The following is a 22,028-nucleotide window of genomic DNA, read 5'->3' on the forward strand; positions in this document are numbered from 1 at the left end:
TTTTTTTGTGATTCATTAAGTGACGGGGCAGAGCATGGAACGATTCATTGAGAACCTAATGTACAGTTTGCGTTGGTTATTGGCGCCAATTTATTTGGGTTTGAGTCTCGCGGTGTTACTTCTTGGTGTGAAATTCTTCCAAGAATTGGTGCATGTATTTCCCAACATTCTTGAAATCAAAGAAGTCGATCTTATCCTCCTGACCCTGACGCTCATTGATATTGCATTAGTCGGTGGATTGCTGGTGATGGTGATGTTAAGCGGTTACGAAAACTTTGTCTCCACGCTGAACATCAACAACGACACAGAGAAGCTTTCGTGGTTAGGCAAAATTGATTCAGGTGGTTTGAAGAACAAAGTGGCGGCTTCAATCGTCGCAATTTCATCTATTCACTTGCTAAAAATATTTATGAATGCGCAAAACATCGACCACGAAACAATCAAATGGTACGTGATTATTCACCTAACGTTTGTTGGTTCGGCGTTTGCGATGGGCTACTTAGACAAAGTAACCCGTAAACAAGGTGATTTTTAACGACTGTTTCGCGGCACGCGCGCTGATACATTGGTGAGTAAATCGTAGCTAATGGTACCAGCGTGTTTTGCCACCCGCGCAACACTCAAGTTCGGTCCCCATAATTCCGCTTCATCGCCTACGACAATTTCTGCAAAGTCGGTGACATCAACGGTAATCATATCCATGGAAACCGTGCCGGCAAGCGGTACTTCATGGCCACAAATCACGACCGGCGTGCCGTTTTTCGCATGGCGTGGATAGCCATCGGCGTAACCAATCGCAATTGTGGCGATACGGCTAGGGCGTTCGGCTTTCCAGGTACCGCCATAACCAACCGTGTCACCTTTGGCGACTTCACGAATGGCAATAACTGGCGCAATCAGGCGCATCACCGGTTTTAACGGTTCTGGTAGTGGCAGTGCTTTCTCTACTGGGTTATCGCCATACAGCAAAATGCCCGTGCGTATCCAGTGGCCGTTGTGCTGCGACATATCAATCGCTGAACTCACCAGCGCTGCCGAGGTCGCAAGGCTCATATCTAATTTTGATTCAGTTTGAGCGCAGACATCTTCAAACAGCTCTAACTGCTTGTCGTTTAATGGGTGTGCTTGCTTTTCTGCGTTGGCAAAATGTGACATTAACGTCACGCTACCCACTTGTGGCGAAGCTTTTAATTCATCGTTAACGCGTTGGATGTCAGCTGGCGCCCAGCCTAATCGATGCATGCCGGTATCAACCTTGAGCCACACTGACAATGGACGAACAAGGCGTGCCATTAAAATGGCATCGAGTTGCTGCTGTTGATGCACCACGGGTTGGAAATTGTAGTGCGCACAAACCGGTAGTTCAGCTTCACTGAAACAACCTTCAAGCAGCACAATAGGGTGTTGGAATCCTGCGTTTCGGATCACAATGGCCTCGTCAATAAAGGCGACCGCAAAAGCATCCACGTGCTCGCTGATTGCTTCAGCAACCGTAAGAACACCATGTCCGTAGCCATCAGCTTTCACTACACCTAATAAGCGTGCTTGGCCAGCTAACTGGCGCGCAATACGGGCATTATGATGTAAAGCATCGCGATCGATTTCAGCGCGAGTAGGGCGAAAGTGCACACCATTAGTCATATTGTGCCCCTAGTTTTGTCGCGATGAGCTCAATCACGCAGTGATACAACATAGAACAGCTTCCTTAAATCATCATCAAGCTAGCAATAACATATAAAATCAGTGTGGCAGCACCCGCGGTTAACGCATAAGGCAGTTGCGTGCGCACGTGCTCGAGTAGGTCGCACCCAGAAGCCAAAGCTGATACTGCCGTGGTATCTGAAATTGGTGAACAATGGTCACCAAATACACCACCACCTAATACGGCAGCCAATAGCAGCGGTGCTGGCAAATCAAGCGCGATAATCATTGGCGCCGCAATAGGAATCAAAATTGCAAAAGTTCCCCACGACGTGCCGGTGGTAAACGATATCAGAGCCCCAGTTAAGAATAGCATCGGCGCAATTAAGTAAAGCGGTAGGAAGTCACCGACTAAGTTTGCCAAAAAGATGCCGGTACCTAACTCACGCAGGCTGCTACCAAGAGCCAATGAGAGCAGAACGATACTGACTAGAGGCAATAACTCGCTCATGCCCTTAAAGCCGATATCAACCAGTTGTTGATGACTATTGCGTCGGCTAACCAACAACATGATATACGCCACCACACACGCCAGCGCCGTTGCATAAAGAACCGATTTTGAGCCGTCGCCTTGGGTAATATCGCCGCCACCGGTGCCAAACATAAAGGCAACCATGCCAAATACCATGACCGCTAGCGGCACCAACATGTAGCGCGCTTTACTGTCACTTGGGACATGTTCTGGAATATCTTGATGCGGTTGCGGTTGCTGCTCAACGGTGCGCATTGGCCCGTATACTTTGCCCGAAAAAGCCGTATAAAACACGATGCTCAGTGTAACGAGCGCGTAAAAGTTATAAGGAATGGTAGCCCAAAGCGTGCTGACCGATGAACCAGGCAAACCCTGTTGTTCAATCATGCCAAGCACGTAGGCACCCCATCCGTTCAGTAATATCAAAATACACACTGGGGCGCTGGTGCTATCAATTAGGTACGCTAGGCGTGCGCGGCTCATGCCAAGTTTTTCAAACAACCCACGTGACAAAATACCTGCCGTAAGCACACTCAAATTGGACTCAATAAATACAAAAACACCGGTAAACACGGTCATTAAACTGGCGCTGCGCTTGGTTTTACCCAAACCGCGCGCAAGTAATGTTTCTACCGTTGCCGCAACACCACCGGATTCGCGGATGTAGGCGAGTAGCGCACCTACCATCAAACTAAAAACCAAAATGCGGGTGTTACTGGCCGAACCGAAAACGGCAACAATGCGTTCAATGGTCGCGGTAAAGGCCAGTAAAATTGACTCGCCACTTTGCACAGTCAGTAGCAATTCAGACGTCATAATGGCGAGTAGTAGTGCGACAATGACTTCTTTTCGCCAAAACACCACCAAAATGGCGACAAGTGGTGGTAAAACAGACATCCAACTCATAGGAATGGCCTTTTGTTGTTATTGTTCGGCTTCAATGACAGCTTAGATAAAAGCTATTTGTTAATAGTGCCAAGGCTTCGTGATTTATGCAATTTCTACCCGTGAATTATGACATTGCGCAATAAAAACGACTAACGCTATTGCAATTCAAATGCGAATCGTTATCATTAGCGAAATCATTTAGGTCGCTCTATTTTGGGGAGAAGTCATGCGCCTTAACGCTTTAACGCTAGCTGTTACTACAGCATTGATCACCACACCACATATATCTTTCGCACAAGATACATCGACAGCCGTTGATGAAGTGATTCAAGTATCTGCAACCCGCACCTCGCAGCCAGCGAGCAGCATTGCTGCAACAGTTACTGTGATTGATGGCGAGGAAATTCGCGAACAGCTGGCTGTCGCAGACTCATTGTCGGATGTTCTTGGTAATTTAGTTCCTGCCTTTTCACCATCACGCCAAAAGCTCACGAGCGCAGGCGAGACGTTACGTGGGCGTGAACCACTCTATTTAATTGATGGTGTGCCACAGTCCAACCCATTACGTAATGGGTCACGCGCAAGCTATACCATTGACCCGCTGATGATTGAGCGCGTTGAAATTATTCACGGCGCTAGTGCCATTCAAGGTATGGGTGCAAGTGGCGGTATTATTAATATCGTGACGAAATCAGCAACGAACGGCTCAGAACAAGAATTTGTAGCAGGCTTAACAACCTCACCAGAAGAAGTTAGCGATGGTTTGAGCTACCGCGCAGGTTATTTAACGCGCCACGTATCAGGCGATTGGCAGGTTGTTGCTGGCGCGCAGTTGCGTAGCACTGGCATGTACGTAGACGGCAATGGTGACTTCATTGGTACCGATGTCACCCAAGGTGATACCCAAGATTCTGAAAGCTTCGATTTGTTCACCAAAGTCGGCTACAACATCGACGACCAACAGCACATTGAATTGATGGTGAACTACTTCAACTTGCAAGGTAACGGTGATTTTTCACCGATGACTGGTAACCGAGCTGAAGGTATCGCTGCCATTTCTGTGAAACAGCCAAGCGAAGGTGACCCAGCTGAAAACAAAGTCACGACTGCTACGTTAACTTATAAAAATAAATCAGTGTTAGGCGCTGATTTGAATTGGCAAGTGTTCTTACAAGACTTCTCGGCACTATACGGTGGCGGACGCTATGCCACCTTCCAAGATCCTGCTTATGGCGACGATATTTTCGATCAATCACGTAACGACTCGAACAAGTTCGGTTCACGTTTAACGATGAATTGGAATGCGTTAGCAGATTCGCCGGTTGATTTAAGCGCCGGTGTCGATTACTTGCGTGACACAACCTTCCAAGAACTGGCTCAAACCAACCGTAAGTGGGTGCCAGAAACAACGTTCGATAACTGGGCACCCTTTGCACAATTGCGTTATCAGCAAGATGGACTCACCGTCAGTGGTGGTTTGCGTTACGAATATGGCAAGCTCAATGTCGATGATTTCACGACGCTCTACACTTATAACAGCACCTTTGTTGAAGGTGGCGAACCATCATTCAATGAATTATTACCAAACCTCGGTGTGGTCTATGCCTTTACTGACTCAGTGCGTGCGTTTGCGAGTTACTCAGAAGGTTTTAGCATGCCTGATGTTGGTCGTGTGCTGCGTGGTATTAATACCCCTGATTTAAGTGTTGATAGCTTCTTAGATCTGCAGCCGGTGATTGCCGATAACCGTGAAGTGGGTGTTGAATATCGTGGTCAAGCGATTCGCACAAGCCTCAGCTATTTCACTTCTGAGTCAGATTTAGGCGCACGTTTACAACCAAACGAAGATGGCATTTTCTCAGTTGCTCGTGAGCGCACTGAAATTGACGGTATCGAGTTCTCAGCAAGCTATGCACTGTCGAACACCACCAGCTTTGATTTGAACTATGCAGATACCGACGGTGAATATGATAGCGACGCCGATAACGTGGTCGATACACAATTGGGTGGCCGTAACATTGCACCACGTCGTATGAATGTAAGCTGGCAGCAGCAATGGACCGATATGGTCAACACGCGTCTGCAAGTAAACCATTTATTCGACCGTGATATCTACACCGGTGAGCAAGCCATCAATAATTTTGAAGGCTATCAAACCGTTGATTTGCAGATGAACTACGATTCACCAGATTACGGTTTGTTCACTGTGGGTATCGAGAACCTATTGGATGAATATTACCTGACCTATTATGCGCAAACTGCTGGTGCTGATCGCACTAACTTTGCTGGTCGTGGCCGTACAGTGAGCATCAATTGGTTCTATCAATTCTAACCAAGCTGCATCGCTGGTTCGGCTTATTCTTTGGCATATGGCTCGTGCTCGTCGCTTTGACGGGCACGTTGCTATTATACAAAGTCGAATTATTGCAGTGGCGCTATCCACAGTTGCAGCTCGAGCAATTGCCGACTGAACAAACTGCGGCTGAGGTTTTTGACCGCTACGACGATGGCTATGCCTACATGCCGCGCGAGGCGAATCCGTGGCTTGAAATTGTTACGCCATCGGGAGCACGCCATTACTATAATGCGAACGGCGAACAAATACTCGAACGCCCGTACTTAAGTGACCTTGTGGGCATCATGGTGGAATTCCATCACCATTTGTTGCTCAAAGAACTGGGTAAAGACTTACTTGGTTATATCGGTTTCGCCGGATTACTTCTTGTTATCACGGGCATCATTCGTTGGTGGCCGCGTCATTGGTCTCGGCGATTATTGACCATTCGCTGGGTATGGCCGTGGCATCGAAGTTTTGCTAGCTCCTTATTTCAGTTACATAAAGTGATTGGTAGCGTCTTATTTTTGCCGGTATTCATCGGCATGCTTACCGGCACCGCCATTATGTATGCTGCGGCAGTGAGCGCTGGCTTAACGGCACTAGCGCCCGAGCAACAACCGCAACCGATGACGGCGCAGCAATGGCAGCAAGTAGCACCGGCGCATAATTGGCAGCAACGCTTTGACCGCGCGCGCCAATTATTACCTGAACATCAACCGCAACTTGTTTCGTTGTCGAACCTGAGTTTGCGTATGACGTTTCCGGGTGAATGGCATCCAAATGGTCGCAGCCATGTGCAATTTGATGCAGAGACTGGCGCGGTCACTAGCGTTTACGATTTACGCTACGATAGTAAAGGCTACCAAGTCAGCCAGATGATTTTCCCAGTTCATGTTGCCGCCGTTGGCGGCTTAGCTTGGTTTATCGTCGTGCTTTTAGGCGGTTTAGCGTTAATTATTTTGCCGGTTAGCGGCATTTATTTTTGGTGCTGGCGTCAGTACAAAAAACGCTGTAGGTTGTAGAAATTCCTGCAACCTATTTGAGTCGTGAGAAGTTCGTTGTGACCACTAAAATTGCCACGCTTGGCCCCGCCGGTACATTTTCAGAGCTTGCCGCTCGTGATTTTGCCAAACGCTACAGCAGTAGTGACATTGCTTTTTATTCCACTCTTCGACGCACAATTGATGCGCTAGAGCAGGGTGCCGATATTGTTGTGGTGCCAATTGAAAACATTGTTGAAGGCATTGTCTCGCCGGTTGTAGATAGTTTTGTACGCAAGCCATTACAAATTATTGCCGAAGTTTCGATTCCAGTGCGTTTTTCAGTGGTCATGAATCATCCTGAGCCACAGCGATTGTTCGCGCAGTTTGTTGCGCAAGGTCAGTGCAGCGAATGGCTCACGCGGCATGCGCCCGATATTGTGACAACTGCAAGTAATACCGAAGCACTCGCTTTATTGTTGGCAAGCAACGAACCTGCGGCGGCACTTATTCCAGAGCATTTACTTGAATCAGAAAATACGGCGTCACAATCCTTTGCCAAGGTTGTGCATGACGTCACTGATTTCGCCCACAACGTCACTCGCTTTGTGGCATTGCAAGCAGCGCAACCACTCGCATTACCGAATCACGCCAGCGTTTATAAATCTGCTGTCGTGATTGTTGATGATGCCGATCACCCAGGGCTGCTTTTAGAGCACCTGCAAGCGTTTGCGGTACATCAGGTTAACTTGCTGTCGTTGGTCTCGCGTCCAACCGGGCAAAAGTTTGGTCAATATCACTTCTTTATTGAATTTGAAGGGCACTTGCAACATAACCAAGTGCAAGCGGCACTTAGCGCTATTAAGCTGCGTAATCGAGTTATTGAACTGGGTAGTTATACTTATTCTAGCTCAAGCTCCAGTTGTAATTGATCGTCGGGATCTGGCAGTGCAACGCTGATACCAACTAGGCGCACCCCGCGGTGATTGCGGCGTTCCCATGCCTCACGCACTAAATGATAAAACAAGCTCGGCGATGCGGTTTGTGCGGTTCGCGATACTGTTGTTTGTTGGAAGTCACTAAATTTTAGCTTCACCGTTTGGTTTTTAATGTGGGTTTGTTGCCAGCGAGACACTCGCAATCGTTTCATAAGTTGTGGTAATAAAATTTCGTCAACAAACTGTTCTACCTGGCGTAATTGATGAAAGTCGCTGGGAAGCGTTTCTTCAACACCAACACTTTTTCGAATGCGCTCAGTAACCACTTGTCGCGGGTCAATGCCTTGGCAGCGTTGATATAACAACCACCCTGCTTTTTCACCAAGTAACTCTTGTAAGCGCTCAATGCTAGCGTTCTGGATATCACGCCCAAGGAAAAATCCCGAGTAATTCAAACGCTCCAAACTTTTAGGGCCAACGCCAGGAATACGTCTGAGTTGCAATTTAGCCAAATAATCCTGCACTTGCTCAGGCGCGACAACAAACTGACCATCTGGTTTGTTCTCCTCACTGGCGATTTTCGCCACCATTTTTTGGTTCGAAATGCCGGCAGAAGCGGTCAATCCCATTCCCCGCAGCGTATGTCGGATACTTTCCATGGTGATGCTGGCGCTGCCCTGATAAAGCGTGTTGTCGGTTAAATCCAGATAAAATTCATCAATTGATGCTGGCTCGACAATTGGCGTTGCCTCAGCGAGCACTTGAAACACTTGCTTCGACAATTCCCGATAGTAACCGTGATCGGGGGCCACGAAATGTAGTTCCGGACAAAGTCGCCGCGCATGCGCACCACTCATTGCGCTGCGAACGCCATATTGGCGTGCTAAATAATTAGCTGTTGCCACAACCCCGCGCTCACCGCCACCGCCTACAGCGAACGGCCGGCTCTTTAAGCTTGGGTCGCGTAAAACCTCGGCGCTTGCAAAAAAAGCATCGAGATCTAAAAGTGCAATTTTACGCGTATTATCTAGTGTGTTATCTGACATAGCATGGAAGTGTTTAACCTTGGACGGAATCTGGCTATAATCGCAACAACGAACCGAGCTAGCAAGCTCATCAGCTTATACAGGAGTCCACTGTGAACGTACTGAAAGTCGTAAAATCAAGCCGTATTTGGGTTGCTGCACTGGCATTAACCGTTGGTAGCGCAAGCGCCGCTATGTTGCCACAACAAAGCAACGATGACATTAAAGAGCGTATTGCTCCAATTGCTCAGGTGCGAGTGGCTGGTGCAAACGCAGCAGCGAGTGGCGGTGGTGCAGCCAGCGCACGTTCTGGTGATGCAGTTTACAACAAATTCTGCGTAGCTTGTCATACTTCAGGCGTGTTAGGTGCACCAAAAATCAATGATGCAGCAGATTGGGAACCGCGCCTAGCACAAGGTATGGATACCGTATTGAAGCATGCGATTGAAGGTTATAATGCAATGCCGCCAAAAGGTACGTGCAACGATTGTACTGATGAAGAAATTCAAGCTGCAATTGACTATATGATTGCTGAGATTTAAAGAAAAACTTCTTAAATTCACAATAGTTATATTCAAAAGAACCGCTTCGGCGGTTTTTTTGTGTCTGTAATTTGAGCAAAACACTTTTCTAACTTGTTGATGAAAGATATACTCAAGCGTTGTTTTTACTAAATGTTTACATAACTTTTATTAGTAATAGCTGTTCTAAAAACACTCGGCGCTTCACTAACTATATAAAAAGTAAATAAAAACTAAAAATATGCAGCAGCCAAATGAGCTTGTGAAAAAGCAAAAGGAAATTGCGCGATTGCGTAAGGCTGTTGCACGTCTGCAAGATCTTGCTCTGAAATATCGCCAATCAGAAGTTATCCAAAAGGCTCTCTTTAAAATTTCCGAACTGGCGTCGTCAGTTACCGACATGCAGCAATTCTACCAGTCGGTGCACAATATTATTGGCGACTTGATGGTCGCGAAGAACTTCTTTATTTGTTTGTATGACCAAGCCGAAGATACCGTTCAGTTCGTCTATTTTGTCGATGAGTACGATGATATTCCGTCGCTAGAATCAATACCTGCTGAACTTTTAGGCAAAGGTTTGACTGGTTATGTCATGCGCACCGGCAAACCATTTTTATACGATACGGAAGTTTTCAAACGCTTATTAGCCAGCGGCGAGATTCGCGATCTTGGCGCTGCGCCGGTTGATTGGTTGGGTGTACCATTACACTCAGATAATCGTGTGATTGGCGCCATGGTTGTTCAAAGTTACACCGAAGAAGTGCGGTATAGCGAAGCCGACAAAGAGCTATTTATGTTCGTGTCGCAGCATATCGTTAATGCTCTTGAGCGGGTACGTCAGCGCGAACTCATGCAAGCCGAGATTGAACATCAAACAGCGCGACTTCGACAGATTAATGACGATTTAAAAACGGAAATTGCCGAACGTGAGCGAGCACAACAATTAAGTTCGGTTCTATTTTCTATTTCTGAGGTGACGAACACGTCAGACTCCATGAAAAGCTTTTATGAGCAATTGCATCGTCAAATCGGGCAATTGATCAATAACGACAACTTCTTCGTGGCGTTGTTAGACGATGATAAGAAGTTTCTTGAATTCCCATACTACGTCGATGCCTTTGACAACAATTTACAGAAGAAGCGGCCGTTGGCGCGAGGCATGACAGAATATGTTATTCGTCATAAAAAGCCGGTGTTCATTGAAAGCGATAAATATTCTGAACTTATCTCTTCTGGCGAAGTAGAGGGCTCTACAAGTTACTATGGTACGCAGCCGACGCAGTGGCTGGGTTCGCCGCTTGTCGTTGATGACGAAGTGATTGGCGTTTTGTCCGTGCAAACCTACAGCGAAAAGGTAACCTACAAACAGGACGACCTTGAACTGCTTAACTTCGTTTCACAGCACGTCGCGGTAGCTATTGAGCGCCGTCGCAATGCCGATGAAGTGCGCCGCGTAAATGCGTATCTTGAACGCAAGGTAGCCGAGCGTACCGAAGAACTGGTTAGCGAGATTGAGCGTCGTAAAAAAGTTGAAGAAAAGCTGTTCTATGATGCCCACCATGATGCCCTAACAGGTTTACCAAACCGCTCGATGTTCACTGAACGTTTACAGCAAACCTTAAAACATAAGCGCCGCTATCCACATCATAATTTTGCCGTATTGTTTGTCGATCTTGATCGCTTTAAAGACATCAACGATACGCTTGGGCATTCAGCGGGCGATGAATTTTTGCTTGAAGCGAGTCGTCGTATTGGTGAGTGTATTCGTGACAACGATACCATTGCACGCTTGGGCGGCGACGAATTTGTTATTCTTCTCGATATGATTCGTCATGTCGACGATGCTTGTGACATCGCTTCGCGCATTATAGAAAAAATGAAACTGCCTTTTGTGTTTGGTGAAAGTGAGCATTACTCAGGCGCCAGTGTTGGTATTGCTGAATGCAAATCGCGTAATGATTCAGCCGAACGGTTGCTGCGTGATGCCGATGCCGCCATGTATCAAGCTAAGAGCATGGGGCGTGGTCGTTACGTGGTATTCGATGAGAGTATCCACAAAGATTTAGTGGCGTCATTAAACCGTGAGACCGAGTTGCGTCATGCACAATTCGACCAAGACTTTATCCTGCAGAAATTTACGGTACACGAACTCGGAAAAAATCAACCGGTTGCTCAAGAACTACTGCTGCGTTGGCAACGTGATGACAGCTTATTACCGGCGGATCGCTTCTTAGCGATTGCCGAGAAAACTGGCATGACAATGGCGCTTGACCAATGGATGCTCACTCGCTGTTGCGAACTGCTTGCTTGTGATGACGAAGCATTACCGGTTTACGTTAGTATTTCCGCGAAACATTTATTTAAATTGGCCGATGTGAAAGCCATTCAGGAAATTATCACCGATTCGGGTGTGGCACCTGAGCGATTGATTCTTGAATTCAGTGAAACCGAGTTGCATGACAACTCGAAGCGTCAGTTAAGCTGTTTACGTCAGCTTGCCGATTTTGGGGTTGGCTTAGCACTCAACGATTTTGGTCGTAGTGCCGGTGCGTTGCAATACATTCTGAATTATCCGTTCACGCACGTGAAGCTTGATCCGCGCTTTGTGGCGGATATTGCGACCAGTCAACGGGCGCAAACCATGGTGCGCAACGTGGTGCACTTGTGCCGCGATTTAGGCATTGAAATTTCAGCTTCAGGAATTGATACCACTGACCAGCAAAAGGCCTTAGTACATAATGGGGTGAATGTGGGGCAGGGATCACTGTTTGGGGAACCCGAACAGGTAAAGTCACCATTGCAGGACGAGCCGACTCAAGAGCAGTCGGCAGGAACGGCGTAACCTCTTCTTAATCTTCCATAGCTTTACGCAGCAGCGCTAAACCGCTTGCGCGAGCAGTTTCACGCGCTGCTTCATTCGCCGCCGCTTGTTCTTCCCACTCTAAATCATCTTGCGGTAGTTCATACAAAAATCGACTTGGTTCAGGGCGCATCACATCCCCATATTGGCGTCGTTCTTTGGCCATGGTGAATATTAATGATTGCTGCGCTCGGGTAATACCAACATAGGCCAAACGCCGCTCTTCTTCGACCATTCCTTCATCAATGCTGGACTGATGCGGGAGCAAACCTTCTTCCATACCAACCATAAATACGTGCGGAAACTCGAGGCCTTTAGAGGCGTGCAACGTCATCAATTGAACTTGGTCGCCTTGTTCTTCTTCTTCGTTGCGGGACAACATGTCACGTAAACAAAGCTTGGCAACAGCTTGCTCAAGTGTCACCGCCTCGTTCTCGTCATCGCCTTTCAGCATTTCGGTAACCCAGCGCATAAGCTCGCTGACGTTTTTCCAACGCATTTCGGCGGCGCTCACGCTTGGGCTACTTTCATACAGCCACTCTTCGTAACCAATCAGTTTTAGCAGGTCAAACAAGGCTGATGCAGCTTCCGGCGCATGGTCGCAGCGACGCGCAGCTCGTTTCATGAAATCGACAAAATACTGCACCGATTGATATTCTCTGGCCCCCAAACGGGTTTTCAAGGCTTGATGATCGGCTGCTTCAAACAAACTAACATGCAGCTCGTGCGCGAGTTCGCCAACTCGCTCGACAGTATGTGGACCAATACCGCGTTTTGGAACATTGATAATGCGAATAAACGCCGTGTCGTCACTGGGGTTCACCAACAAACGCAAATACGCCATCACATCTTTGACTTCCGCGCGCGCGAAAAAGCTTTGCCCACCGGTCATGCGGTAGGGAATACGGTTGCTCATCAAGGCTTTTTCAAACACGCGAGATTGATGATTGCCGCGATAAAGCACCGCAAACTGGTGATAGGGGGTTCGCTCTAAAAAGCGGCGACGAACAATTTCAGCAACCACACGTTCTGCTTCATGTTCCTCATTGCGCCCGTAAATTACACGCAGCGGCACCCCGTACTCCATTTCGGAAAACAGCTTCTTATCGAATACGTGCGGGTTGTTCTCAATGAGAATGTTTGCTGCTTTAAGAATACGCCCGTGTGAGCGGTAATTCTGCTCGAGTTTAATCACATGCAGCTTCGGGAAGTCTTTTTGTAGCAATGCTAAATTTTGCGGTTGTGCACCACGCCATGAATAGATTGACTGGTCATCGTCGCCTACCACGGTAAAGTTAGCTCGCTCGCCCACCAGTAACCGCACTAATTCATATTGGCTGGTATTGGTATCTTGATACTCGTCGACTAGCAAGTAATGGAATTTGTTCTGCCAGCGCGCCCGAGCTTGGTCGTTGGTTTTTAATAAAAGCGTTGGCAGCAAAATCAGATCGTCGAAGTCTATCGCGTTACACGCTTTCATGTTTTGCTGATAACGGCGATAAAACTCTGCGAACATTTGCTCATCGGCCTGCTGCGCCTGGTTCAGCACTTGATCAGGGCTTAGCATCGCATTTTTCCAATTACTGATTTGGCTTTGCAGCAGTTTTAGAAGATTCTTATCGCCATCCAGCTCAGGTTCAGTAAGCGCCTTCAGTAGCGCAAAGGAATCTTGATCATCAAACAACGAGAATCCAGCCTTCATATTCAGTTGGCTGACTTCTTTACGAATAATCGTCAGGCCAAGGGTATGAAATGTGGAAACAGTTAATCCGCGAGTATATTGACGACCAAGCGTTTGGCCTACGCGCTCTTTCATTTCACGCGCGGCTTTATTGGTAAAGGTAACCGCCGCAATATGCCGTGCCTGATACCCACAACGCTGAATTAAATGCGCAATTTTCTCAGTAATCACACGGGTTTTTCCGCTACCGGCGCCCGCCAATACCAACACCGGCCCTTCGATGGCTTTCACGGCTTCTTGCTGGCGGGGGTTCAATAGCATGAATAAAAAGGCCTTTGACTGATCGGTTCGATGAATGAGCCGCAGATTTTACCGTAAACTCCTGCTAAGCTAAAAGGTAATTACTCTGAATTGATTTTTAGTGGCTTAAACATTTCAAAAAAGAAGTACAAACGGAAACATTATGGACCCGAAAAAAATTGAAGATATTGCGCGTCAGATTAACGAAAGTATTCCAGCTGGTGTCAAAGACTTTGCCGGTAACATCGAACAGCGCGTGAAAACCGTATTGCAACAGCAGCTTGGCAAACTTGATGTGGTGACTCGCGAAGAGCTCGATGTACAACAACAACTTTTGCTACGTTTGCGTCAGCGCGTTGATCAGCTTGAGCGTGAACTCGAAGCAATGAAACGCGATATCGACGACGAATCGTAATCTCGGCTTATTCAGCAGACCGGCACTGCGCCCACGTGGGTGCGGTGCTAACTGTTTCAATGGGCATGGGTGGCAGCGCAGCGCTCGCCTTTGCTACTCGCGCTTCATACTCAGACAGACTTAATTCATTGCGTAATATCTGATTCACATCCCGATTAATGAAATACGCGAATGTTCCGATGTTATAAAGCGCCGAGTTCTTTTCTTCGCGCACTAATGCCGTCGCGTTACCATTTAACTGATTTAAACAACAGTCTTCTAATTTATTTACCAGTGTTCGGGTAATTGAATCAGGCACTTTCATGTTGTCTGGGTCACTTGCGTAGGCGCGTAATCCCTCAATTTGCTCATAAGCTTCAGCAGCGACAGCAATGGCTTGCTGAAGTAGCATCGCAGTTTCATGGGCAAGGGCAATATTCAATTCAGATAGAATCGCGCGGCTGTCATCGGCTTCAGAATTTCGAAACATGCGCTCAGTACGATTGAGATCGCGCCATTGCTCATTCAAATAACGCAGTTCTGCGGTATTTACAGGGTTGGTTGGTAGATTCGCTAATTGCTGTGCAAACTCACACACCTTGGCATTGCTATAGCGCAAAACTGGGGCTTCCGAGGTCTTCTCTGGTGATTTCGTTTGTGGCTGACAGCCAGCCATGAAGACCATGCTGCCAACCAGCATAAGCATCTTCAATTTAATTGTATATTGACGCACCAGAATACTCCTTTTGTGTACAGTAAGTGTAACACCTGATCTGGCGTAAAAGCACTGTTATGGCTAGAAAAACTAACGTTAAAACCTTACTATGAAGCCAGTGCTCACCAACGCGAGGAGATACCAATGGCACAATGGTTAACCGGAGAAGTCATTGAGAATTATGCGTGGAATCAAGAGCTTTTCAGTTTGCGTGTGCGAACGCAGCCCTTCGAATTTATAGCCGGTCAATTTGTGCGCCTCGGTTTACCCCATGAAGGTGGACGCGTGCAGCGTGCCTATTCATTGGTGAACGGCCCCGATGATAACGTTTTAGATTTCTTAGTCAATCGTGTTCATGATGGCTTGTTTTCGCCGCTTCTGCACGATTTGAAGGCCGGCCAAACTATTGAGGTTTCGCAGCCACCTAGCGGCTTTTTTACGTTGAACGAAGTGCCTGATGGCGACAGTCTCTGGCTAATTTCTACCGGCACTGGCATTGGTCCCTATTTGTCGATGCTATGTACTGATATTCCGTGGCAACGCTTTTCCCGCATTCATCTCATACATGCCGTTCGTTACAGCGCTGATTTAGCCTACCAACGCAAAATACTCGACTGGGTGGAAGCCCACCCAGGACAACTGAATTATCAACCGATTGTCAGTCGCGAGGATTATCCGGGCGCATTGCGTGGCCGTATTCCTGCATTAATTGAAAGTGGTGAATTGCAGCGCGCGGTCAACGATGTACTCGACGAGCGTGCGCAAGTGATGCTGTGTGGCAACCCTGAAATGATTCGCGACGCCAAAGTTTTACTGAATGACATGGGCTTACCGAAAAACCTGCGTCGTAAACCTGGCAACGTCACCATGGAACATTATTGGTAATTATTGATAGCACTCTTTAAAAGGATAACTACATGTCAGAACACCATATTGTCGTTGTTGGTGGTGGTGCAGGTGGCTTGGAACTGGCCAGTAAATTGGGTCGCAAGTATGGCTCAAGCAGCAGTGTTAAAATCACACTCGTGGATAGGAATTTGACCCATATTTGGAAACCGCTTCTGCATGAAGTGGCCGCAGGGGCATTAGACGCTGATATGGATGGCGTGGATTATCGTGTGCAAGCCGCGGCGGCGGGGTTTCGCTTTCAACCCGGCGAGCTAACCGCAATTGACCGCGATTCAAAAACTCTGACCTTGGCGCCGATCCGCGATGATGCTGGTCATGAAATTGTTGCGGCGCGAACACTCCAGTATAACCATCTAGTACTTGCCATTGGCTCGGTGACCAATGACTTTGGTACCGCCGGTGCCGCTGAGCACTGCTATTTCCTCGATAGCGTGAAGCAAGCGAAGAAATTTCACCATACCCTCATGAATACTTTTTTGGCACTCCAGTCTGAGCGTTACCCACGACCCCTTCGGGTTGGTATTGTCGGAGCCGGTGCCACCGGTGTCGAGTTGGCAGCGGAGCTCCATAAATCAGCAGAATTAATTCGCAGCTACGGTTTCGATGACTTTGATTTAAAGCAACTTGAAATTGTCCTAATTGAAGCGGGCGAACGTATTTTACCAGCACTCAGCGAGCGCATCGCGGCAGCTGCAAGCCGTGAACTTGCCAAATTAGGCGTTAAAATTTGCGTTAACACCGCCGTTGAAAGCGTCAACAAAGACGGATTCGTCACACGTTCTGGCGATTCTATTGAGGCCGCGATCAAAGTTTGGGCGGCAGGAGTACGTGCGCCAGATTTCCTAGCAAACTTTGCTGGTTTAGAAACGAATCGTGGAAATCAATTAGTGGTGACAGATGTTCTGCAAACGACTCGCGATGCCTCTATCTTTGCGATAGGCGACTGTGCCTCATTTACCCAAGCGAATGGCAGCAGAGTTCCGCCTCGTGCCCAGGCGGCGCACCAAATGGCCGATTGCGTGTACGAAAATATCGTGCGCAGTTTAAAAGGTCAGTCACTGAAACGCTTCACCTACAAAGATCATGGGTCACTGGTATCGTTGTCGAACTACACTGCAGTGGGGAGCCTCATGGGTAACTTAACCCGCGGCTCCATGATGATTGAAGGCATGATGGCGCGATTCATGTATAAATCGCTGTATCGCATGCACCAAGTTGCCTTGCATGGTTATTTCAAAACCTTGTTGTATATGCTGGCGCAAGGCATTAACCGCCGTTTGCGCCCACGCCTGAAATTGCATTGATGCTATGCAGTTAATTCCACCACACCAGTGTAATCGGCACATCACCACCGGTGTATTCGAATTCAATATTTACCAGACCGCCGCTATCCGCTATTGCAACGAGTGCATCACAATCAACGTTGTCGGCACAGAGGAACTCGTATTGATAAAAGCCGTATACGCCTGCAGATTCCTCAGTAAAAGGATTTCCGCTCAGTTCAACGTTGTCGTATTTATAACTTGTACCAATTGGATCAGGCGTTGCGGAAATCACTTCAATAAGCCCTGTTAAGATGATGGTTGACCCATCATCACCAGAAGCCGCTGCTGGAAACTGATCCACGAGAAGTCGATATGACGTGCCAAATTCGTAATTAAAGCTGAAAATGTCAGAAGCAACGGTGTCATCACCGTCTTCAACATCTGCAACTGCGTCGATAACAATGTTGGATTCAACACCAAAATAGGTTGGTGCTGAAGCGACATTAGCGATATACGTGTTTGGCTCTAGTGAGTCGTCTGAGTCACCGCAACTTGCTAAAAACATTGTAGCGAAAAGGGCTGAGAATACGTTGCTTGTACTTTTTAATGTCATATTTTTTCTTTATCAGTTCGGTTGCACTGTACGTTGATCGATAGCTTAATTTGTTTCGAAACCAAAGACCTTGAAGAACCCACTTCGTTAAATCAAATCGCTTATTTTGTATATTTCAAAATCGACATTGTCTGAATATGAAACAATCAACAAATCGTTATATACAACGAGAGCGTCAATATTATTCCCAACCTCTACTCGATAGATGGCGGTAAGCTCATCGCCGTTTAATTTGTAAGAGTAAATGAAATTCTCTTCAGCAATCATCACACCTCTATCATGAACCGCGATAATATTCCCGCCACTCAAAACGAACGAATTGACCGAGTCAGGAAATTTTTGGGGTTCTGAAAAGCCACTTGAGGAAACATCCATTTGCCACACTGCGGTATGGCCTGTGAAGAATATAGAACCATTTCGAAATTCAATATCAGGCGAAAAGAGTTCGATTGCTGTGGTAAAGCCATCAACAAGCGAAAAATCTTCATTAAATAAACTGATCTTTATGCCATCGGACAGCTCCTCAAATACCACCATGGAACCATCATCTAAAGCAAATATATTATTAATCCAGCCTTCAGATGAGTACCTGACGCCTTCGACAATCTGCCCTTGACTATCAATACAGAGCTCTTTTAGCTGTTGGTAGTTAGCATCTGAACCACCTCGGTCAACCCAATACGCGCAATTGCCTTGAGACTCAAATATCACCGGGCTTACATTAGGGGATTCTTCACTCGTGTAGATGACATCAAACATATTGCTTTCTATGCGGTTTATACGCACATGGTTGACCATTAATGTTGCTATATCACCATTTTCTAAGGTCGCAATATTACTGGCTCCAGTGCCAGAGACTTGAATTTCACTCTCGACTAATCCAGATTCATTGATATTTAATAAGCTGACGCCGCCGTTGTGGCTGATAGCCAGGAAATTTTCGTAAATTGCATAGTTGCGACCACCCGGTAGCCAATAGGAGTCAAGATATTGGGCTTCGCGATCGACGATTTGGAAGGGAGACGTGCTCTCGTCTGGCTTATCTTGATTGTCGGAGCCGCATCCAGAAATCAGAACTATTGTGGAAATAAAAATTAAAATTCTTAGCATGAATAATCCCTTATACGTTTGTTGGCCACTTAACGTCGAGGCACTCGCATCGTCCTTGGCTAATAAAAATCATACCTGCAACAGTATTACCAACAGTTTGTTATTTCAATGTTATTTACAATATTCTCGTTACGGTTAATATGAAGAGCTATGTTAGAAGATTGGATCTGGGCGGAAATATTGTTTTTGATTGGTTATCAATGGGTTCATTTATTTATCTTGAATAAAAATATGTAAACTTTATATGTTGGCGAGCCGCTATATGCAAACAGTGGTAAGTACAACTCATTAAGAGTTATACACTTTTTTATCGGGTTGGTCATTTGTATATCGAGTTCGATAGCCTTGTGAAAGCCGATTAACCAATATGGGAAAGTGAATAGTCCTGTAAGTTGAATTCAAGGAAACGTTTTTATTCGATGAATGAGTCAATTTAGATGATTGAATAATGAACGCAGCATAAAGAAAAATAATAGCGAGAAGGCGAAGATCGATGTTTTTGAAGCTATATAGACCGCAGCTAATAATTTATTTTGTCATGTCATTGATTGTCGGTGGACTAATCGCAATTGGTAACGGATTAATAAGAGGCATCGGGTTTTCGATTGTATGTATGGTTTTTCTGTCTTTGTATTCTTATTTTTCATACAAAAAGAAAATATTTAAATAGGCGAATGAGATATTATTTGTGTTGAATTTCAGTATTATCTTGAATACGAAGTCTCGATCGAGCGGGGCTTTTTTACCGCCGCTGATTCCTTTGTTCTTGTTCATGACTTCTCCAATTGCGTAGAGATTTCTTTCCATCTGGATTTAAGTCGAATAAAAAATCTACTTGTTAGGAATTAAAAATGAATATTGAAAAAAGCCCGAAGTTGGGCTTTCGGGTGGTTGGACAGGAGCTAGACGAAAGTGAAGTATGCTGCACTGGAAGACAAACCGCTTTACTCTTGCAGAAGTTGAACGAACTTCATTCCGGTACAGTATGGTGCGCCTCGGACTTAGTTTGGAGTACTGGCGTTGTTGGAGAGTCTGGAACACCGATACGTTTGGGTGACTATAACAAAACAAGAAAAATATTAGGTAGCATCGATCAATTTCAATCTGGAATATTATTAGGGTTTGAAGAGGGGAATTTGCCAAAAAATTTCAAAGCAAAGCATTTTACCGAGGATATGCCATATTCGGAAAATGAAGGCGCTCTGATTGAAGTAAGACTCTTCGATACAACCTATTTTGAAGTCTATTTTTCTGATGCAAAGTTTGCGGACAAATTCGTTTCAACGGTTAGGTGCGATCTTATAAACCACTAAATCTTGCAGCCACTGAGCAGCAGGAAATTCAATAGCTCCACACACAAACGGTAGTACCTCACGTTTTCGTTATACGGGTCTAACGCTCATTCCTAGTACCCAGCTATACTACTAAAAAACAAGGAGTTATCATCCAAAGCTAGGACGATTCCCGCAAACTATTCCAGAGAATCACGCAGAGGTTTGCTTTGAATGCCGTAAAGATCTTCATTCTAAGGATAAATAATGACTTTAAATGTGCCTGTTAAAAAGGACAAGGCGAATCAACAGCCCATCCCAAATATTTGGAGAAGTACGTTAAGTTTAATAGTTGAAGCAATTAAATCTAATGATTATTCATTGGTGAATGTAGATACTAGTATAAAGCCAATAAGTTTGTCGGACGCTACTAGAATTCAAGAGAATATTGAGGATTATGGGTGTGAAGTTTTAAGTCTTCGAGATGAAACGTGGATTACATCTGTATGCCAATGGATGGGGGGATATTGGGATGTGCTAATAGACCTATATACAGTAGAAGAAGGCAGAAGCGATTTAGCGCTATCAGTGAGAGTATACGAGCACGGCAGCGAATTTGAATTTGAAGTAATGTCAGTTCACGTAGAATAACCTCTGGTACAAACACTTTGAACCCACAGCCTCTTCTCGACAAACTGGTTAGTCGGAGTCCTGATGTGTTTACTTTGGCGCTGGAGTGGGTGACTCGTTGCAAAAGGTGTTGCAAACTCAACAATGAAGCCAATTGTGGATCAGACCTTGAAACAAGCTGGAGCACCGACAACTTCAGGTACTGTAGCCGGAGCAATCGCTGAAGGCGCAATCATCGGAGCAAGTGAAAAAGCAGCTCCAATGATTGCATATAAGTTAAAAGGAAAAAATTAAGTGACTATTTTTATAACCTTGATAATTATGTATATGCTTGTTAGCTATTTCGGGGTTAGGATTTATTTTTGTTTTCAGAATGGATTAAAAGACAAGAAAAATTCACTATCAAAATTAGTTTTCACTTACCTTATTTTTTTTCTGTTTATTCTGGTCCAAATACCGTTTGTCATTTTCTTTCCTGCATGGATTAGTGAGAAGTTAGATGTGTTCGAGAGAACATCTGAAACGACTATGTTTTTAATCCTATTTGGTGTTGTTGTCCTGATTGGGGCGATATGGAAAGGACGCGCCTCTCGGGCTAATAATTTTTGAAAAAGAATTCTAATCAAAGCCTCGTTCATGCGGGGCTTTATTATTTAGCTAACGTTTGATTTTCTGATACTGATTATCCTGCCGATATCCTCGATTATGGTGATGAATTATGAGACGTGGTACACCAAATTGTGACATTGTCACGACAAACCGCATACGGTCACGTCAAATCCCACAATTAATGCAAAAATAGCGGAATTGCTGCTTTCCCCCAAAAAATTTTTTGATAAAAATTGGCTAGAAAGCTCACATTTGAAGATTCAGGCAATTTATCGTGTAGTATCATTAATAAATCCTATCTTATATCGAGTGCTGAAAGATGAAATCCATGTACGGAGAGGCGTTTACGTTCGACCTAGCTCAATTCAGAGCGGCTCATGACCAGGCAACACTTGAAGATGATAAAGTAGGATTCAAGACAGCCGTTAATATCTTAGAGTTATGGAAGTTTACTGATACTGAAAAAGCAATCGTTCTAGGCGATTTCTCTGGTGCGACATTTCGCAGAGTTAAGGGCGGTAATTTGGTTCGAAAACTGACGATAGACCGCCGTACTCGGGTTTCATTAATTTTAGGTATTCATAAGGCATTAAGAACGATGTTCATTCAGGACAAGCATCGGCTAGAATGGGTCAAGAACAAAAATCGAGCTTTCAACGATCATTCGCCCAAGGAGTTGATGCTCTCTGGCGCACTTATCGGTCTACATGAGATTCGTCGCTACTTAGATTCCGCGTTAGTGTAAATTTCACCCTCCAGACTCTCTTTAATGTCTTGAAAGAGCGCAGGTAAAATTGCTGTGTTACTG

Annotated in this window: 20 protein-coding genes; 13 read left to right on the forward strand and 7 right to left on the reverse strand. The window is 45.8% G+C overall.

Annotated elements, in window-relative coordinates; all coding sequences use genetic code 11:
• Positions 1-34 precede the first annotated feature (34 nt).
• A complete protein-coding gene (locus D3795_RS09595) occupies positions 35-535 on the forward strand; it encodes a TIGR00645 family protein (RefSeq protein ID WP_156268262.1) in 501 nt (166 codons plus the stop codon).
• Here the strand turns inward: D3795_RS09595 and alr are convergent.
• Positions 532-1,641 (reverse strand): alanine racemase, encoded by a 1,110-nt coding sequence (alr, locus tag D3795_RS09600; protein WP_310942421.1) that lies wholly within the window; start codon positions 1,639-1,641, stop codon positions 532-534. The two genes, D3795_RS09595 and alr, sit on opposite strands and share 4 nt — an antisense overlap.
• 64 nt (positions 1,642-1,705) lie before the next feature.
• Positions 1,706-3,079, reverse strand: a complete 1,374-nt coding sequence (locus D3795_RS09605) for a Na+/H+ antiporter NhaC family protein (protein ID WP_156268264.1) — start codon at positions 3,077-3,079, stop codon at positions 1,706-1,708.
• Between the two features lie 208 nt (positions 3,080-3,287).
• On the opposite strand from D3795_RS09605, the gene D3795_RS09610 reads away from it, so the two are divergent.
• Genes D3795_RS09610 through D3795_RS09620 form a run of 3 tightly spaced genes read left to right on the forward strand, consistent with a single transcriptional unit; the run spans position 3,288 to position 7,311 of the window.
• Complete coding sequence (locus tag D3795_RS09610; RefSeq protein ID WP_156268266.1) at positions 3,288-5,393, forward strand: TonB-dependent receptor; 2,106 nt, start codon at positions 3,288-3,290, stop codon at positions 5,391-5,393.
• Positions 5,375-6,421, forward strand: coding sequence for a PepSY-associated TM helix domain-containing protein (locus D3795_RS09615; protein WP_156268268.1), 1,047 nt, complete (start codon positions 5,375-5,377; stop codon positions 6,419-6,421). Before D3795_RS09610 ends, D3795_RS09615 begins: the two co-directional genes overlap by 19 nt.
• A 38-nt stretch (positions 6,422-6,459) precedes the next feature.
• Entirely contained in the window at positions 6,460-7,311 is an 852-nt protein-coding gene (locus tag D3795_RS09620; RefSeq protein ID WP_173021018.1) for a prephenate dehydratase, read from the forward strand.
• On the opposite strand, the gene dinB is transcribed toward D3795_RS09620, so the two are convergent.
• Entirely contained in the window at positions 7,281-8,363 is a 1,083-nt protein-coding gene (gene dinB, locus D3795_RS09625) for a DNA polymerase IV (RefSeq protein WP_156268272.1), read from the reverse strand. The genes D3795_RS09620 and dinB overlap by 31 nt on opposite strands.
• A 173-nt stretch (positions 8,364-8,536) precedes the next feature.
• Here dinB and D3795_RS09630 point away from each other — a divergent pair, with 173 nt between their 5' ends.
• Both D3795_RS09630 and D3795_RS09635 read left to right on the forward strand, forming a co-directional pair.
• Positions 8,537-8,884, forward strand: a complete 348-nt coding sequence (locus D3795_RS09630; protein ID WP_156269084.1) for a c-type cytochrome — start codon at positions 8,537-8,539, stop codon at positions 8,882-8,884.
• 241 nt (positions 8,885-9,125) lie between these two features.
• Positions 9,126-11,705 (forward strand): sensor domain-containing phosphodiesterase, encoded by a 2,580-nt coding sequence (locus D3795_RS09635; RefSeq protein ID WP_310942422.1) that lies wholly within the window; start codon positions 9,126-9,128, stop codon positions 11,703-11,705.
• Between the two features lie 7 nt (positions 11,706-11,712).
• Here D3795_RS09635 and rep read toward each other — a convergent pair whose 3' ends face one another.
• On the reverse strand, positions 11,713-13,725 hold the full coding sequence (gene rep, locus D3795_RS09640; protein ID WP_156268276.1) for a DNA helicase Rep: 2,013 nt from the start codon (positions 13,723-13,725) through the stop codon (positions 11,713-11,715).
• Between the two features lie 142 nt (positions 13,726-13,867).
• On the opposite strand from rep, the gene D3795_RS09645 reads away from it, so the two are divergent.
• Positions 13,868-14,119, forward strand: a complete 252-nt coding sequence (locus D3795_RS09645; protein WP_126759699.1) for an accessory factor UbiK family protein — start codon at positions 13,868-13,870, stop codon at positions 14,117-14,119.
• A gap of 7 nt (positions 14,120-14,126) precedes the next feature.
• Here the strand turns inward: D3795_RS09645 and D3795_RS09650 are convergent, their stop codons facing one another.
• Complete coding sequence (locus D3795_RS09650) at positions 14,127-14,831, reverse strand: hypothetical protein (protein ID WP_156268278.1); 705 nt, start codon at positions 14,829-14,831, stop codon at positions 14,127-14,129.
• 126 nt (positions 14,832-14,957) lie between these two features.
• Here D3795_RS09650 and D3795_RS09655 point away from each other — a divergent pair, with 126 nt between their 5' ends.
• Both D3795_RS09655 and D3795_RS09660 read left to right on the forward strand, forming a co-directional pair.
• Entirely contained in the window at positions 14,958-15,698 is a 741-nt protein-coding gene (locus D3795_RS09655) for a ferredoxin--NADP reductase (protein WP_156268280.1), read from the forward strand.
• Between the two features lie 32 nt (positions 15,699-15,730).
• Positions 15,731-17,026, forward strand: coding sequence for an NAD(P)/FAD-dependent oxidoreductase (locus tag D3795_RS09660; protein WP_156268282.1), 1,296 nt, complete (start codon positions 15,731-15,733; stop codon positions 17,024-17,026).
• 10 nt (positions 17,027-17,036) lie between these two features.
• Here D3795_RS09660 and D3795_RS09665 read toward each other — a convergent pair whose 3' ends face one another.
• Together D3795_RS09665 and D3795_RS09670 are read right to left on the reverse strand one after the other, a co-directional pair.
• The gene (locus tag D3795_RS09665; protein ID WP_156268284.1) at positions 17,037-17,600 is read right to left on the reverse strand and encodes a hypothetical protein; all 564 of its coding nucleotides are present in this window, start codon (positions 17,598-17,600) and stop codon (positions 17,037-17,039) included.
• Positions 17,601-17,687: 87 nt separating this feature from the next.
• The gene (locus D3795_RS09670; RefSeq protein ID WP_156268286.1) at positions 17,688-18,710 is read right to left on the reverse strand and encodes a hypothetical protein; all 1,023 of its coding nucleotides are present in this window, start codon (positions 18,708-18,710) and stop codon (positions 17,688-17,690) included.
• A gap of 851 nt (positions 18,711-19,561) precedes the next feature.
• On the opposite strand from D3795_RS09670, the gene D3795_RS09675 reads away from it, so the two are divergent.
• The 4 genes from D3795_RS09675 (at position 19,562) to D3795_RS09690 (ending at position 21,965) form a co-directional block, all read left to right on the forward strand.
• Positions 19,562-20,023: a hypothetical protein gene (locus tag D3795_RS09675; RefSeq protein WP_156268288.1), complete on the forward strand. Its 462-nt coding sequence runs from the start codon at positions 19,562-19,564 to the stop codon at positions 20,021-20,023.
• Between the two features lie 225 nt (positions 20,024-20,248).
• Positions 20,249-20,632: a DUF7668 domain-containing protein gene (locus D3795_RS09680; protein ID WP_310942423.1), complete on the forward strand. Its 384-nt coding sequence runs from the start codon at positions 20,249-20,251 to the stop codon at positions 20,630-20,632.
• A 123-nt stretch (positions 20,633-20,755) separates the two neighbouring features.
• Positions 20,756-20,905, forward strand: coding sequence for a hypothetical protein (locus D3795_RS09685; protein WP_156268290.1), 150 nt, complete (start codon positions 20,756-20,758; stop codon positions 20,903-20,905).
• Positions 20,906-21,548: 643 nt separating this feature from the next.
• Entirely contained in the window at positions 21,549-21,965 is a 417-nt protein-coding gene (locus D3795_RS09690) for an MbcA/ParS/Xre antitoxin family protein (protein WP_173021019.1), read from the forward strand.
• The last annotated feature ends 63 nt before the right edge of the window (positions 21,966-22,028 follow it).

Origin of the sequence: Pseudidiomarina andamanensis (genome assembly GCF_009734345.1) — a bacterium.
Classification (GTDB): domain Bacteria; phylum Pseudomonadota; class Gammaproteobacteria; order Enterobacterales; family Alteromonadaceae; genus Pseudidiomarina; species Pseudidiomarina andamanensis.